The sequence below is a fragment of the Amycolatopsis sp. NBC_01307 genome, assembly GCF_035975215.1.
Lineage (GTDB): Bacteria > Actinomycetota > Actinomycetes > Mycobacteriales > Pseudonocardiaceae > Amycolatopsis.
In genome coordinates, this window is sequence record NZ_CP108403.1 from 650,425 (window position 1) to 664,882 (window position 14,458).

Consider the following 14,458-nt stretch of genomic DNA (forward strand, 5'->3'; position numbering starts at 1 on the left):
GAATACTCAGAGTAATGGTTACGCATTGTTGTCACCAGGTCAAGCAGCAGCTTGTCGCGAATCACGCCACACCACCCGTAAGGCTGAGCAAAGTGCCTGCTACTGTCGGTGCGAAAGCCCCGACCAGCAGGGGAACAGACGTCCTTTAAGGACCCGTCCGGTGAGGCGGGGAAGGAGTCCGCAGTGTCGTCACGACCCCGTGACGCGGCTGGTTCGGCCGGGGAGCGCGAGCTCCTGACGGCCGGCGACGTCGCGCGCACGATCGCCCGAATGGCCCATCAGGTCATCGAAAAGACCGCGAACGGTGCGGAAAGCACTACCCCGCCCGTGTTGCTGGGAATTCCCACCCGCGGCACCCCCCTCGCGACCCGCCTCGCCGGCAAGATCGGCGAGTTCTCCGGAGTCCGCCCGCCGACCGGCGCCCTCGACGTCACCCTCTACCGGGACGACCTGCGCCGCCGCCCGCCCCGCGCGCTCGAGCAGACGCAGCTGCCGCCCGGCGGGATCGACGACCGGGTGGTGATCCTGGTCGACGACGTCCTGTTCTCCGGCCGCACGATCCGGGCCGCGCTCGATGCCCTCCGTGATCATGGCCGCCCCCGCGCGGTGCAGCTGGCGGTGCTCGTCGACCGAGGTCACCGTGAGCTGCCGATCCGCGCGGACTACGTCGGCAAGAACGTGCCCACCGCCCGCACCGAGGGCGTGTCCGTCCTGCTGGCGGAGATCGACGGCCGCGACTCGGTGCTGCTCCGCGCAAGCGAAGAAGTCCCTGGAGAAGATTCGTGAAGCACCTGCTCGCCACGGACGGGCTCGACCCGGCGCTGGCCACGGCCGTGCTGGACACGGCCGACGAGCTGAAGCACACGCTGCTCGGCCGCGAGGTCAAGAAGCTGCCGACGTTGCGCGGCCGCACCGTGATCACCCTGTTCTACGAGAACTCGACGCGCACCCGGGTGTCGTTCGAGATCGCCGGGAAGTGGATGAGCGCCGACGTGATCAACGTCTCGGCGTCCAGCTCCTCGGTCAACAAGGGGGAGTCCCTGCGGGACACGGCGCTGACGCTGGCCGCCGCGGGCGCCGACTGCGTGATCGTCCGGCACCCCGCCAGCGGCGCGGCCCAGCGGCTGTCGGAGTGGCTGGCCGAGCCCGGCACGTCGGTGGTCAACGCCGGCGACGGCACCCACGAGCACCCGACCCAGGCGCTGCTCGACGCGGCGACGCTGCGGGAGCGGCTCGGGTCCTTGAAGGACCGTCGCATCGCGATCGTCGGCGATGTGCTGCACAGCCGCGTCGCCCGCTCGAACCTGCACCTGCTTTCGGCCCTGGGCGCGGAAGTGGTGCTCGTCGCGCCGCCGACGTTGCTGCCCTACGGCGTCGAAAGCCTGCCGGTGACCGTCTCGCACGACCTCGACGCCGAGCTGCCCGCGGTCGACGCGGTGATGATGCTGCGGGTCCAACAGGAACGGATGGCTGGCGGGGGCCCAGGGCAGAGCTTTTTCCCTTCCGCACGCGAATACTCGATCGCGTACGGCCTTTCGGAACGGCGGCAGAAGCTGCTGCCGGACCACGCGGTCGTGCTGCACCCCGGCCCGATGCTGCGCGGGATGGAGATCGCGAGCGCGGTCGCCGACTCCCCGGCTTCGGCCATCACCGAACAGGTCCGCAACGGCGTGCACGTCCGGATGGCGGTCCTCTACCACCTCTTGGCCAGTGAAGGAGCCGCCGCGTGAGCACCGTGATCAAGGGCGCCCGGCCCTACGGCGAGGGTGATCCCGTCGACGTCCTGGTGGAGGACGGCGTGATCACCGCAATCGGCGCGGTGGACGTCCCCGAGGACGCCGAAATCATCGAAGCAGGCGGCCAGGTTCTGCTGCCCGGCTTCGTCGATCTGCACACCCACCTGCGCGAACCCGGCCGCGAGGACACCGAGACGATCGACTCCGGCTCGGCCGCCGCGGCGCTCGGTGGCTACACCGCGGTGTTCGCCATGGCCAACACCGACCCGGTCGCCGACAACGCCGTCATCGTCGAGCACGTGTGGCGGCGCGGGCAGGAGGTCGGCCTGGTCGACGTCCACCCGGTCGGCGCCGTCACCGTCGGGCTCAAGGGCGAGCGGCTCGCCGAGCTCGGCTCGATGGCCGCGTCGCAGGCGCGGGTGAAGGTGTTCTCCGACGACGGCCTCTGCGTCGCCGACCCGCTGCTGATGCGCCGCGCGCTGGAGTACTCGACCGCGCTGGACGTCGTCATCGCACAGCACGCCGAGGAGCCGCGGCTGACCGTCGGCGCCCAGGCGCACGAGGGCGAGCAGGCCGCACGGCTCGGTTACACCGGCTGGCCCGCCGCGGCGGAGGAGTCCATCGTGGCGCGCGACTGCCTGCTCGCGCTGCACGCCAACGCGCGGCTGCACGTCTGCCACGTGTCCACTTCGGGCACCGCGGACGTGCTGCGCTGGGCCAAGGACCGCGGCACGAAGGTGTCGGCCGAGGTCACGCCCCACCACCTGCTGCTCACCGACGAGCGCCTGGCCACCTACGACCCGGTGAACAAGGTGAACCCGCCGCTGCGGACCCAGTCCGACGCCGAGAAGCTGCGGGCGGCGCTGGCGGAGGGCGTCATCGACTGCGTCGCCACCGACCACGCCCCGCACGCGGTGCAGGACAAGGACACGGAGTGGGCGGCCGCGCGGCCGGGCATGCTCGGGCTGCAGACGGCACTGTCCATCGTGGCCGAGACGATGGTCCGCACCGGGCTGCTCGACTGGCGCGGCGTCGCCCGCGTCCTGAGCGAGCGGCCCGCCGAGATCGGGAACCTGGCCGACCACGGCCGGCCGATCGCGGTGGGCGAGCCGGCGAACCTGGCCCTGGTCGACCCGGACGCCGAGTGGACGGTCCGGGGTGCCGAGCTGGCCAGCATCGCGGCCAACACCCCGTACGAGGGAATGCGGCTGCCCGGCGTGGTGACCGCGACGCTGCTGCGCGGGCGGGTCACCGCCCGGGACGGGAAGATCTGCTGATGGAACGCCTGTGGCTGGTGCTGGCGATCGTCGCCTTCTTCCTGCTGTGCCTGTGGGGCATGTACCTCGGCTGGCGCCGCAAGGCGCGCTCGCAGAGCGTGCGGGTGCCGCCGTTCGAGCAGATCCCCGCCGAGCCCGGCGAGGTCCTGCTCGAATCGACCGGGGTCTACATCGCGACGACGATCGCGGGGGAGTGGCAGAACCGGGTCGTCACCCGCGGCGCCGGCCTGCGCTCCGGCGCGGTCTGGCGGCTGCACGAAAGCGGCGTCGCGGTCGAACGCGGCGGCGCCCCCGACTTCTGGATCCCGCGTGACGCCGTCACCGGGGTCCGGCAGGACTCGAAGATCGCCGGGAAGGTGATGGGCACCGACGCCCTGCTGGTCATCACCTGGCGCGCCGGCGAAACCGAGCTCGACACCGGGTTCCGCGGTGACGAACTCGACGACTATCCACACTGGATCGAAGAGCTGAAGATCAAGGGAGGTGCCCAGTGAACGCGCGCGCTCAGGCCGCACTGGTGCTCGAAGACGGCCGGGTGTTCCGCGGCGCGGCGTACGGCGCGCGGGGGCGGAGCCTCGGCGAGGCGGTGTTCTGCACCGGGATGACCGGCTACCAGGAGACGCTGACCGACCCGTCCTACCACGGGCAGATCGTGGTGCAGACCGCACCGCAGATCGGCAACACCGGCTGGAACGACGAGGACGACGAGTCGGCGAAGATCTGGGTCAACGGCTACGTGGTGCGCGACCCCGCGCGCACGCCGTCCAACTGGCGCTCGAAGCGCACCCTGGACGACGAGCTGGTGAACCAGGGGATCGTCGGCATCGCCGAGGTCGACACCCGCTCGCTGACGCGGCACCTGCGCGAGCTCGGCGCGATGCGCGCCGGGGTCTTCTCCGGTGACGCGCTGGGCACCGTCGAGGAGATGGTCGCCGAGGTCCTCGCGAGCCCGAAGATGGAGGGCGCCGACCTGGCCGGCCAGGTCTCGACGCCGAAGCCGTACGTCGTCTCGCCTTCCGGTGAGACGCGCTTCCGCGTCGTGGCGCTGGACCTGGGCATCAAGTCCAACACCCCGCGCCAGATGGTCAAGCGGGGCATCGAGGTGCACGTGCTGCCCTCGTCCGCGTCGCTGGAGGACGTCCTGGCGGTGGAGCCGGACGGCGTGTTCCTCTCCAACGGCCCGGGCGACCCGGCCACCACGGTGCACGCCACCGAGCTGACCAAGCAGGTCCTCGGCCGCGAGATCCCGCTGTTCGGCATCTGCTTCGGCAACCAGGTCCTGGGCCGCGCGCTCGGGCTGGGAACGTACAAGATGCGCTACGGCCACCGCGGCATCAACATCCCGGTGATCGACGTCGTGACCAAGCGCGTCGCGATCACCGCGCAGAACCACGGCTTCGCCCTCGAAGGCGAGCCCGGGCAGCGCTTCGAGTCGCCCTTCGGCGCGGCCCAGGTAAGCCACTACTGCGCGAACGACGGCGCGGTCGAAGGCCTGAGGGCGTTCGACGTCCCGGCGTTTTCGGTGCAGTACCACCCCGAAGCGGCGGCCGGCCCGCACGACGCAGCGCCCCTGTTCGACGATTTCGTGACGCTCATGGAGAAGCGGTCGTGACCCTCACGACCGGCATCGAGCGGCTCCGGATCCGGAACTACCGGGTGCTCCGGGACGTCGAGCTGGACGGCCTGACGGCGGTGACGGCGCTGCTGGGCCCGAACGGCAGCGGAAAGTCCACGGTCTTCGACGCGCTGGACTTTCTCTCCGAGTCATTCCGGATCGGGTTGCTCGCGGCGTGGGACCGGCGTGGCGGTGCCGCCGACATCATCACCCACGGCGCCGAGAGGCCTGTCGAAATCGAGGTGACGTGCCGTATCGAAGGCGCGGTGGGGGAGTACCGGCTGGTCATCGACCACGACGATGACGGGCCGGTGATTGCCGAGGAGAAGCTGACTTGGCAGCCGGAGGGCGCTGATGCGCCTTCCGGAGCTCTGGAGTTTCGGGGTGGGATGGGGACGGTTGCCGGTCTGGGCGCTGTCGGGGAGCAGGTCTCGCTGGCCGGCCCGGACCTGCTCGGCGTTAGCGTGGTCAGTCAGCTCGCCACCGCGGCCGAAGTCGGCAAGTTCCACCGGTTCATAGCTGAGATCGGGCTCTCAGACCTGAATCTCGATGCGATGCGCAACGGTGCGAAGGACGACAGGACGTCCCGGCTCAAACCGGATGGCCGGAACGTGGGCGCCATCGTCCGGCGCCTTCGCGATGAGTTTCCACCCGAGTGGGGAGTCATCAGGGCTTCTCTGCGCAAGTACGTCCCGGGATTCGAAGACATCGAACCGTTCCAGCAGGGCAACGGCGCCTGGATCGTTCGGCTGCGCGAGCACGGCAAGGAAGATCTCATCGCCCCGGAGAACATCTCCGACGGCACGCTGCTGCTGCTCGGCTATCTGGTGGCATTGCGCACGGACACGTCGGTCCTCCTACTCGAAGAACCGGAGAACCAGGTCCACCCGCGCCTCCACTACTCGCTCGCTGAAGACGCGCGCGGTGCGCGCGCCGACCAGGTCATCGTTGCGACTCACGCGCCTCGCTTCGTCGATGCGTTGCGACCGAACGAGGTCTGGACGTTCGCCCGGGGACACGACGGCTACGCCGAGGTCAAACGAGCCTCCGACGAAGCGGCCGTCGTCCGCATGGTCGAATCGGGCGGAGCGCTCGGCGACCTGTGGACCGAGGGATACTTCCGGTTCGGTGACCCGCTCGGGGAGCGCCCGTGACCGTTCTCGCCCCCTGCCGCCTCGAAGTGCTCGTCGAGGAACCGTCCGCGGAAGAGGCGTTGAAAACTCTTCTCCCGAAGATCGTTCCCGATGTCGCCTTCGAGATCATTCCCTTCAACGGGAAGAGCGATCTGCTGCGCAAGCTGCCCGTCCGGCTCCGGGACTACACGTACTACTGGGCCGAGACGGGCCTGCGGATCGTGGTCCTGCTCGACCGGGATGACGACGACTGCGCCAAACTCAAGAACCGTCTTGTCGAGATCGCACACGAAGCGGGACTGCCCGCTGACGCGACGCTGTTCCGCATCGTGATCGAGGAACTCGAAGCGTGGTTTCTCGGCGACGTGCCCGCGCTGCACGCGGCCTACCCCAAGGTGCCTCCGAGCCTGGGAAGCCAGACGAAGTTCCGCGACCCGGAGAACGTCTCCGGCGGTGCGTGGGAGGGCTTGGAGCACGTGCTGCAGAAGCACGGCTACCACCGGAAGGGCCTCCAGAAGGTCCGGGCGGCGAGCGAGATCACGCCCCACATGGACATCGAGAACAACCGATCCAAGAGCTTTCAGGTCTTCCGCGACGGTCTGCGGCGCCTGGTGAAAGAAGGAAACTGATGCCGAAGAGGACGGACATCCAGCACGTGCTGGTGATCGGCTCCGGGCCGATCGTGATCGGGCAGGCCGCGGAGTTCGACTACTCCGGTACCCAGGCCTGCCGGGTGCTGCGCAGCGAAGGCCTGCGCGTGTCCCTGGTGAACTCGAACCCGGCCACCATCATGACCGACCCCGAGTTCGCCGACGCGACCTACATCGAGCCGGTGACGCCGGACTTCGTCGAGAAGGTCATCGCGGTGGAGCGGCCGGACGCGATCCTGGCCACCCTCGGCGGGCAGACGGCGCTCAACTGCGCCGTCGCGCTGCACGAGCGCGGGGTGCTCGCCAAGTACGGCGTCGAGCTGATCGGGGCCGACATCGACGCCATCCAGCGCGGTGAGGACCGGCAGAAGTTCAAGAACATCGTCGCCGAGGTCGGTGCCGAGACCCCGCGTTCCCGCGTCTGCACCACGATGGACGAGGTCCGGGACACGGTGAAGGAGCTCGGCCTGCCGGTCGTCATCCGGCCGTCGTTCACCATGGGCGGGCTCGGGTCCGGCATGGCGCACACGCCCGCGGACCTGGAGCGGCTCGCGTCCACCGGCCTCGACGAGTCGCCGGTCACCGAGGTGCTCATCGAGGAGAGCGTGCTCGGCTGGAAGGAGTACGAGCTCGAGCTGATGCGCGACCGCAGCGACAACGTCGTGGTCGTCTGCTCGATCGAGAACGTCGACGCGATGGGCGTGCACACCGGCGACTCGGTCACCGTCGCGCCGACCATGACCCTCACCGACCGCGAGTACCAGGTGATGCGCGACGTCGGCATCGACGTGCTGCGCGCGGTCGGCGTCGACACCGGCGGTTGCAACATCCAGTTCGCGATCAACCCGGAAGACGGCCGGATGGTCGTCATCGAGATGAACCCGCGGGTGTCGCGCAGCTCCGCGCTGGCGTCGAAGGCGACCGGCTTCCCGATCGCCAAGATCGCCGCGAAGCTCGCCATCGGCTACACGCTCGACGAGATCACCAACGACATCACCAAGGCGACCCCGGCGGCGTTCGAGCCGACGCTGGACTACGTCGTCGTCAAGATCCCGCGGTTCGCCTTCGAGAAGTTCCCGGGCGCGGACCCGACGCTGACCACGACGATGAAGAGCGTCGGCGAGGCGATGTCGTTCGGCCGCAGCTTCCCCGAGGCGCTCGGCAAGGCGATGCGGTCGATCGAGACCAAGGCCACCGGGTTCTGGACGCTGCCCGACCCGGAAGGCGCCACGCTGGAGTCCACTTTGGACGCTCTGCGCGTGCCGCACGAGGGCCGGCTGTACGAAGTGGAACGCGCGCTGCGCCTGGGCGGCACCGTGCAGCAGGTGCACGAGGCCTCCGGCATCGACCCGTGGTTCATCGACCAGATCGCGCTCATCGGCGAGGTGGGCGCCGAGGTCCGCGACGCGCCCGTGCTGGACGGCGACCTGCTGCGCCGCGCCAAGCGCACCGGCCTGGCCGACCGCCAGATCGCCGCGCTGCGCCCGGAACTGGCCGGCGAGGACGGCGTCCGCGCGCTGCGCCACCGCCTCGGCGTGCGGCCGGTGTTCAAGACCGTCGACACCTGCGCGGCCGAGTTCGCCGCGAACACGCCTTACCACTACTCGGCCTACGAGTCCGACCCCGAGGCGCAGACCGAGGTCGCGCCGCAGACCGAGAAGCCGAAGGTGCTCATCCTCGGCTCCGGCCCGAACCGGATCGGCCAGGGCATCGAGTTCGACTACTCCTGCGTCCACGCGGCGATCGCGTTGCGGGAAGCCGGGTTCGAGGCCGTCATGGTCAACTGCAACCCGGAAACCGTGTCCACCGACTACGACACCTCGGACCGGCTGTACTTCGAGCCGCTGTCCTTCGAGGACGTCCTCGAGGTGGTGCACGCCGAGCAGGTGTCCGGCACGGTCGCCGGCGTGATCGTCCAGCTCGGCGGCCAGACCCCGCTCGGCCTGGCCAAGCGCCTCGCCGACGCCGGGGTGCCGGTGGTCGGCACGCCGCCGGAGGCGATCCACCTGGCCGAGGACCGCGGCGCGTTCGGCGAGGTGCTCAGCGAGGCCGGGCTGCCCGCGCCGCGCTACGGCACCGCGACGTCGTTCGAGGGCGCGAAGCGGATCGCCGACGAGATCGGCTACCCGGTGCTCGTCCGGCCGTCCTACGTGCTCGGCGGGCGCGGCATGGAGATCGTCTACGACGAGCAGACCCTCGCCGGCTACATCGGCCGCGCCACCGAGATCAACCCCGAGCACCCGGTGCTCGTCGACCGGTTCCTCGACGACGCCATCGAGATCGACGTCGACGCGCTCTACGACGGCGAGGAGCTCTACCTCGGCGGCGTCATGGAGCACATCGAAGAGGCCGGGATCCACTCCGGCGACTCGTCGTGCGCGCTGCCGCCGATCACGCTCGGGCACACCGACCTGCAGGCCGTCCGCCGCTCCACCGAGGCGATCGCCCGCGGGGTCGGCGTCCGCGGGCTGCTGAACGTCCAGTACGCGCTGAAGGACGACGTCCTCTACGTCCTGGAGGCCAATCCGCGCGCGTCGCGGACGGTGCCGTTCGTGTCCAAGGCCACCGCGGTGCCGCTGGCCAAGGCCGCGGCGCTGATCATGACCGGCTCGACGATCAAGGACCTGCGCGGCAGCGGCGTGCTCCCGGCCGAGGGTGACGGCGGCCGGATGCCGGCCGACTCGCCGGTCGCGGTGAAGGAGGCCGTGCTGCCCTTCCACCGCTTCCGCACCCCCGAAGGCCACGGCGTCGACTCGCTGCTGGGCCCGGAGATGAAGTCGACCGGCGAGGTGATGGGCGTCGACGTCTCCTTCGGCAAGGCGTTCGCCAAGTCGCAGAGCGCGGCCTACGGTTCGCTGCCGACGTCCGGGCGCGTGTTCGTGTCGGTCGCCAACCGCGACAAGCGCTCGCTGGTGTTCCCGGTGAAGCGCCTGGCGGACCTCGGGTTCGAGATCCTCGCGACGTCCGGCACCGCGGAAGTGCTGCGGCGCAACGGAGTCGCCTGCACGGTGGTGCGCAAGCACTACGAGGGCTCCAGCGAAGCCGAGCCGAACATCGTCGACCTCATCCTCGCGGGCGGTGTCGAGATGGTCATCAACACGCCGTACGGCAACAGCGGCCCGCGGATCGACGGCTACGAGATCCGCACCGCCGCGGTGTCGCGCGACATCCCGTGCGTGACCACCGTGCAGGGCGCCGCGGCGGCCGTGCACGGCATCGAGGCGCTCATCCGGGGCGACATCGGCGTCAAGTCCCTGCAGGAGCTGCAGGCGGCGCTGAAGGCGAAGTCGTGAGCGCCCAGGAGCGGTTCGGGGCGCGGCTGGCGAAGGCCGTCGCGGCCCGCGGTCCACTGTGCGCCGGGATCGACCCGCACCCGGGCCTCATCGAGGCCTGGGGGCTCCCGGTGGACGTCTCGGGCCTGGAACGGTTCGCGCTGTCCGCCACCGAGGTCCTGGCGGCGCACACGGCGATCGTGAAGCCGCAGTCGGCGTTCTTCGAAAGTTTCGGCGCCGCGGGCGTCCGGGTGCTGGAACGGGTGGTGGAAACGGCGCGCGAAGCCGGCGCGCTGGTGCTGCTGGACGTCAAGCGCGGCGACATCGGCTCCACGATGGCGGCCTACACGGCGGCGTACGTGGCCGACGGCGCGGCCATCGCGGCGGACGCGATCACCGTTTCGCCGTACCTCGGGTTCGGCTCTTTGGCCCAATGCGCGGAGACGGCGGTGTCCGCGGGGCGCGGCGTCTTCGTGCTTGCGCGAACTTCGAACCCGGAAGCGGCGGCCGTGCAGAACGCGCGGCTGCCCGACGGACGCACCGTGGCACAGGGAATCGTCGATTCCGCGGCGGCGTTCAACGACGGAGCGGAGCCGTTCGGCGATGTGGGTGTCGTCGTCGGCGCGACGGTTTCGCCGGGCGAACTCGATCTCTCGCGGCTCCACGGACCCGTGCTGGCGCCCGGTTTCGGGGCCCAGGGAGCCACTGTGGCCGATTTACGGGCCGTCTTTGGTGATACAGCCGGGGCTGGACTGCCTGGAGTGCTGCTACCTGCATCGTCCCGTGACCTGCTGCGTCACGGACCGGAGCAACCCGCTTTGCGCCAAGCGGTCGAACGTGTCGCCGAACTGCTGGCCGACCCGCAGGAAAACGGCCAATAGCAGGCCTCGGAAGCGGGTCCCACCAGCCACCCCCGCATTGTGGCCGGTGCTCACGGGTGGGTACCGTCGCGTCACCCACCCAGATTTGAGAACTACCGGAGGAAAACGTGGCACTTCCCCAGCTGACAGAGGAACAGCGCGCTGCGGCGCTGGAGAAGGCCGCCGCTGCTCGCAAGATCCGTGCTGAGCTGAAGGAGCGGCTGAAGCGGGGCGGTACCACTCTGGTCGACGTGCTGAAGCAGGCCGAGGAGAACGAAGTCCTCGGCAAGATGAAGGTTTCGGCTCTGCTCGAGGCCCTTCCGGGCGTCGGCAAGGTCCGCGCTCAGCAGACCATGGAACGACTGGAGATCGCCCCCAGCCGTCGTCTCCGCGGCCTCGGCGACCGGCAGCGCAAGGCGCTGCTGGCCGAGTTCAGCGGCGAGTGAGCGGCGTCGGTCAGGACAACCCGGCGAGCCGGGGCGCCGACCGCGGCAGTGAGCCGGTGACGGGGGACCTCTCCCGGCACCGGCTCACGGTCGTATCGGGGCCGTCCGGAGTCGGGAAGTCGAGTGTGGTGGGCGAACTGCGGAAGCTGGAGCCCGACATCTACTTCAGCGTCTCGGTCACGACGCGCAAGCCGCGTCCCGGCGAGATCGACGGGGCGCACTACCACTTCGTCGATCGCGTCGAATTCGACGCGATGGTCGCCGAGGGCCGGCTGCTGGAATGGGCCGAGTTCGCGGGCAACTGCTACGGCACCCCGCGCGAGCCCGTCGAGAAGGCGCTCGCCGACGGCCGGCCGGCGATCCTGGAGATCGAACTCCAGGGGGCCCGTCAGGTCCGCGTGGCGATGCCGGAGGCCCGGCTCGTGATGCTGATGCCGCCGTCGTGGGAAGAACTGGTCGGCCGGCTCACCGGGCGCGGCACCGAGAGCGAGGCCGCGGTGCAGACCCGGCTGGCGGAAGCGGAGCGTGAGCTGGCCGCCGCCGGCGAGTTCGACGAGCGCCTCGTCAACGCCGACGTGCGAGAGGCCGCTGAGCACTTGCTAAGCTTGATTACCGGTGCGCAGTTTGCCGCCGGTAGACCAGAGGATTCGGAGCACCACGAGTGACGACTCAGGCGACCCTGCACGAAGAGCTCGAGGGCATCACCAACCCGCCGATCGACGACCTCCTCGAGAAGGTCAGCTCGAAGTACGCGCTGGTGATCTACTCGGCCAAGCGTGCCCGCCAGATCAACGACTACTACGCCCAGCTGGGCGAGGGCCTGCTCGAGTACGTCGGCCCGCTCGTCGAGCCGGGCCCGCGCGAGAAGCCGCTCTCGATCGCGCTGCGCGAGATCCACGGTGGCCTGCTCGAGCACACCGAGGGTGAGTAGCCCCCGCGTCGTCCTGGGCGTGGGCGGCGGCATCGCCGCCTACAAGGCCTGTGAGGTCCTGCGCGGACTGACCGAATCCGGTCACGACGTCCGCGTGGTACCCACCGAAGCCGCGCTGAACTTCGTCGGCGCGGCCACCTTCGAAGCCCTCTCCGGCCACCCGGTGCACACCGGCGTGTTCACCGAGGTGCCCGAGGTGCAGCACGTCCGCGTCGGCAAGGAGGCCGACCTCGTCATCGTCGTCCCGGCCACCGCGAACCTGCTCGCGAAGGCCGCCCACGGCATCGCGGACGACCTGCTGACGAACACCCTGCTCACCGCCCGGTGCCCGATCGCCTTCTTCCCGGCGATGCACACCGAGATGTGGGAGCACCCGGCGACCCGCGACAACGTCGCGCTGCTGCGGTCCCGCGGCCTGGTCGTCGCCGAGCCCGACTCCGGCCGGCTGACCGGCGTCGACACCGGCAAGGGCCGGCTGGCGAACCCCGCCGAAATCGTCGATCTCGCCCGGCTGCTGCTGGCCAAGCCCGGCGCCCTGCCGCGCGACCTCGAAGGCGTCCACGTCGTCGTCTCAGCGGGTGGGACGCGTGAGCCGCTGGACCCGGTCCGCTACCTGGGCAACCGCTCGTCCGGCAAGCAGGGCTACGCGCTGGCCCGCGTCGCCGCGCAGCGCGGCGCCGAGGTCACCCTGGTCGCGGCGCACACGGTCGCGCTGCCGGACCCGGCGGGGAGCACCGTGAAGCACGTGTCGACCGCCGAGGAGATGCGGGTCGCGGTGCACGAGGCGGCCGCTTCGGCCGACGTCGTCGTGATGGCCGCCGCCGTCGCCGACTTCCGGCCGGCGAACCGGGCCGAGGTCAAGATCAAGAAGTCCGACGACCAGCCGGACCCGGTCATCACCCTGGACCGCAACGCCGACATCCTCGCCGAGCTGGTGCGGAACCGGCGCAGCGGGCAGGTCGTCGTCGGATTCGCCGCCGAGACCGGTGACGAGCACGGCAGCGTGCTCGACCACGCCCGCGTGAAGCTCAAGCGCAAGGGCGCCGACCTGCTGATGGTCAACGCGGTCGGCGACGGCAAGGCGTTCGGCACCGAGGACAACTCGGGCTGGCTGCTGGCCGCCGACGGCACGGAAATCCCTATACCTCTGGCTCAGAAGTCGGAGCTCGCGTCCACCCTGTGGGACGCTGTGGTGGGCTTCATGAAGCATTGACTGTCCCCCGAGCGATAGTCAGTACGCTTGCACAGGTAAGGGGTGCCTAAGTTTCGGGGCATCCGACGACAAGGTGAGGAAGTGACGGCCACCGTGACCGCGTCTAGCAGCAGATTGTTCACCTCGGAGTCGGTGACCGAAGGGCACCCCGACAAGATTTGTGACGCCATCAGCGACTCGATCCTGGACGGGCTGCTGTCGAAGGACCCGCGCAGCCGCGTCGCGGTCGAGACTCTGATCACCACCGGGCAGGTCCACGTCGCCGGTGAGGTGACGACCGAGGCTTACGCCGACATCCCGACCATCGTGCGGGATGTGATCCTGCGGATCGGGTACGACTCGTCGGCGAAGGGGTTCGACGGCAATTCGTGTGGCGTCAACGTGGCGATCGGGTCGCAGTCGGCCGACATCGCCCAGGGCGTCGACACCGCCTACGAGTCGCGCGTGGAGTCGGATGAGGACGAGATCAACCGCCAGGGTGCGGGTGACCAGGGCCTGATGTTCGGCTACGCGTGCTCCGACACCCCGGAGCTGATGCCGCTGCCGATCGCGCTGGCGCACCGGTTGTCGAAGCGGCTGACCGCGGTCCGCAAGGACGGTGTGCTGCCGTACCTGCGTCCGGACGGCAAGACGCAGGTGACCATCGAGTACGCCGGTGACCAGCCGGTGCGGCTCGACACCGTGGTCGTGTCCTCGCAGCACGCCGACGGCATCGACCTGGACAAGATGCTCAGCGTCGACGTCAAGGAGCACGTCGTCGGCCCGGAGCTCGAAGACCTGGGCATCGACACCTCCAGCGCGCGGCTGCTGGTCAACCCCACGGGCCGGTTCGTGATCGGTGGTCCGATGGGTGACGCCGGCCTGACCGGTCGCAAGATCATCGTCGACACCTACGGCGGCATGGCCCGCCACGGTGGCGGCGCGTTCTCGGGCAAGGACCCGTCGAAGGTCGACCGTTCCGCCGCGTACGCGATGCGGTGGGTGGCGAAGAACGTCGTCGCGGCCGGGTTGGCGACGCGGACTGAGGTGCAGGTCGCGTACGCGATCGGCAAGGCGGCTCCGGTGGGGTTGTTCGTGGAGACGTTCGGGACGGAGACGGTGGACCCGTCGAAGATCCAGCAGGCGATCACCGAGGTGTTCGACCTGCGGCCGGCCGCGATCATCCGTGATCTGGATCTGCTGCGTCCGATCTACGCTCCGACCGCCGCGTACGGCCACTTCGGCCGTCCGGAGCTGAACCTCCCGTGGGAGAGCACCGCCCGCGCCGCGGACCTGAAGTCGGCCGCGGGAGCCTGATCCGTTTGCCGTGAAGGGCACCTTCAGGG

At 69.9% G+C, this 14,458-nt stretch carries 14 protein-coding genes; all 14 read left to right on the forward strand.

Annotated elements, in window-relative coordinates; genetic code table 11:
- Positions 1 to 183 precede the first annotated feature (183 nt).
- The 14 genes from pyrR to metK all read left to right on the forward strand — a co-directional run bounded on the left by pyrR (position 184) and on the right by metK (position 14,429).
- On the forward strand, positions 184 to 786 hold the full coding sequence (pyrR, locus tag OG439_RS03125; RefSeq protein ID WP_256474682.1) for a bifunctional pyr operon transcriptional regulator/uracil phosphoribosyltransferase PyrR: 603 nt from the start codon (positions 184 to 186) through the stop codon (positions 784 to 786).
- On the forward strand, positions 783 to 1,730 hold the full coding sequence (locus OG439_RS03130) for an aspartate carbamoyltransferase catalytic subunit (RefSeq protein WP_326947808.1): 948 nt from the start codon (positions 783 to 785) through the stop codon (positions 1,728 to 1,730). Before pyrR ends, OG439_RS03130 begins: the two co-directional genes overlap by 4 nt.
- Positions 1,727 to 3,013, forward strand: coding sequence for a dihydroorotase (locus OG439_RS03135; protein WP_326947809.1), 1,287 nt, complete (start codon positions 1,727 to 1,729; stop codon positions 3,011 to 3,013). The genes OG439_RS03130 and OG439_RS03135 overlap by 4 nt, the downstream gene beginning before the upstream one ends.
- Positions 3,013 to 3,507 (forward strand): PH-like domain-containing protein, encoded by a 495-nt coding sequence (locus OG439_RS03140; RefSeq protein WP_247049137.1) that lies wholly within the window; start codon positions 3,013 to 3,015, stop codon positions 3,505 to 3,507. The genes OG439_RS03135 and OG439_RS03140 overlap by 1 nt, the downstream gene beginning before the upstream one ends.
- The gene (carA, locus tag OG439_RS03145; protein ID WP_326947810.1) at positions 3,504 to 4,625 is read left to right on the forward strand and encodes a glutamine-hydrolyzing carbamoyl-phosphate synthase small subunit; all 1,122 of its coding nucleotides are present in this window, start codon (positions 3,504 to 3,506) and stop codon (positions 4,623 to 4,625) included. The genes OG439_RS03140 and carA overlap by 4 nt, the downstream gene beginning before the upstream one ends.
- Positions 4,622 to 5,782: an AAA family ATPase gene (locus OG439_RS03150; protein ID WP_326947811.1), complete on the forward strand. Its 1,161-nt coding sequence runs from the start codon at positions 4,622 to 4,624 to the stop codon at positions 5,780 to 5,782. Before carA ends, OG439_RS03150 begins: the two co-directional genes overlap by 4 nt.
- Complete coding sequence (locus OG439_RS03155; RefSeq protein WP_326947812.1) at positions 5,779 to 6,390, forward strand: DUF4276 family protein; 612 nt, start codon at positions 5,779 to 5,781, stop codon at positions 6,388 to 6,390. The genes OG439_RS03150 and OG439_RS03155 overlap by 4 nt, the downstream gene beginning before the upstream one ends.
- Complete coding sequence (gene carB, locus OG439_RS03160) at positions 6,390 to 9,704, forward strand: carbamoyl-phosphate synthase large subunit (RefSeq protein ID WP_326947813.1); 3,315 nt, start codon at positions 6,390 to 6,392, stop codon at positions 9,702 to 9,704. Before OG439_RS03155 ends, carB begins: the two co-directional genes overlap by 1 nt.
- The gene (gene pyrF / locus OG439_RS03165) at positions 9,701 to 10,564 is read left to right on the forward strand and encodes an orotidine-5'-phosphate decarboxylase (protein ID WP_326947814.1); all 864 of its coding nucleotides are present in this window, start codon (positions 9,701 to 9,703) and stop codon (positions 10,562 to 10,564) included. Before carB ends, pyrF begins: the two co-directional genes overlap by 4 nt.
- A gap of 107 nt (positions 10,565 to 10,671) precedes the next feature.
- Positions 10,672 to 10,989 carry an integration host factor, actinobacterial type gene (gene mihF / locus OG439_RS03170; RefSeq protein ID WP_013224622.1) on the forward strand — a complete coding sequence of 106 codons (318 nt, stop codon included), beginning with the start codon at positions 10,672 to 10,674 and terminating at the stop codon, positions 10,987 to 10,989.
- A complete protein-coding gene (gene gmk, locus OG439_RS03175) occupies positions 10,986 to 11,654 on the forward strand; it encodes a guanylate kinase (protein ID WP_442788233.1) in 669 nt (222 codons plus the stop codon). Before mihF ends, gmk begins: the two co-directional genes overlap by 4 nt.
- The gene (gene rpoZ / locus OG439_RS03180; RefSeq protein WP_005152353.1) at positions 11,651 to 11,920 is read left to right on the forward strand and encodes a DNA-directed RNA polymerase subunit omega; all 270 of its coding nucleotides are present in this window, start codon (positions 11,651 to 11,653) and stop codon (positions 11,918 to 11,920) included. Before gmk ends, rpoZ begins: the two co-directional genes overlap by 4 nt.
- Positions 11,913 to 13,133: a bifunctional phosphopantothenoylcysteine decarboxylase/phosphopantothenate--cysteine ligase CoaBC gene (gene coaBC / locus OG439_RS03185; protein ID WP_326947815.1), complete on the forward strand. Its 1,221-nt coding sequence runs from the start codon at positions 11,913 to 11,915 to the stop codon at positions 13,131 to 13,133. Before rpoZ ends, coaBC begins: the two co-directional genes overlap by 8 nt.
- A gap of 93 nt (positions 13,134 to 13,226) precedes the next feature.
- Entirely contained in the window at positions 13,227 to 14,429 is a 1,203-nt protein-coding gene (gene metK, locus OG439_RS03190) for a methionine adenosyltransferase (RefSeq protein ID WP_326947816.1), read from the forward strand.
- Positions 14,430 to 14,458: the final 29 nt, after the last annotated feature.

Excerpts from the sequence above, each read along its gene's own strand:
- OG439_RS03140 (WP_247049137.1), top strand. The coding sequence starts at position 3,013 with ATGGAACGCCTGTGGCTGGTGCTGGCGATCGTCGCCTTCTTCCTGCTG.
- carB (WP_326947813.1), top strand. The coding sequence starts at position 6,390 with ATGCCGAAGAGGACGGACATCCAGCACGTGCTGGTGATCGGCTCCGGG.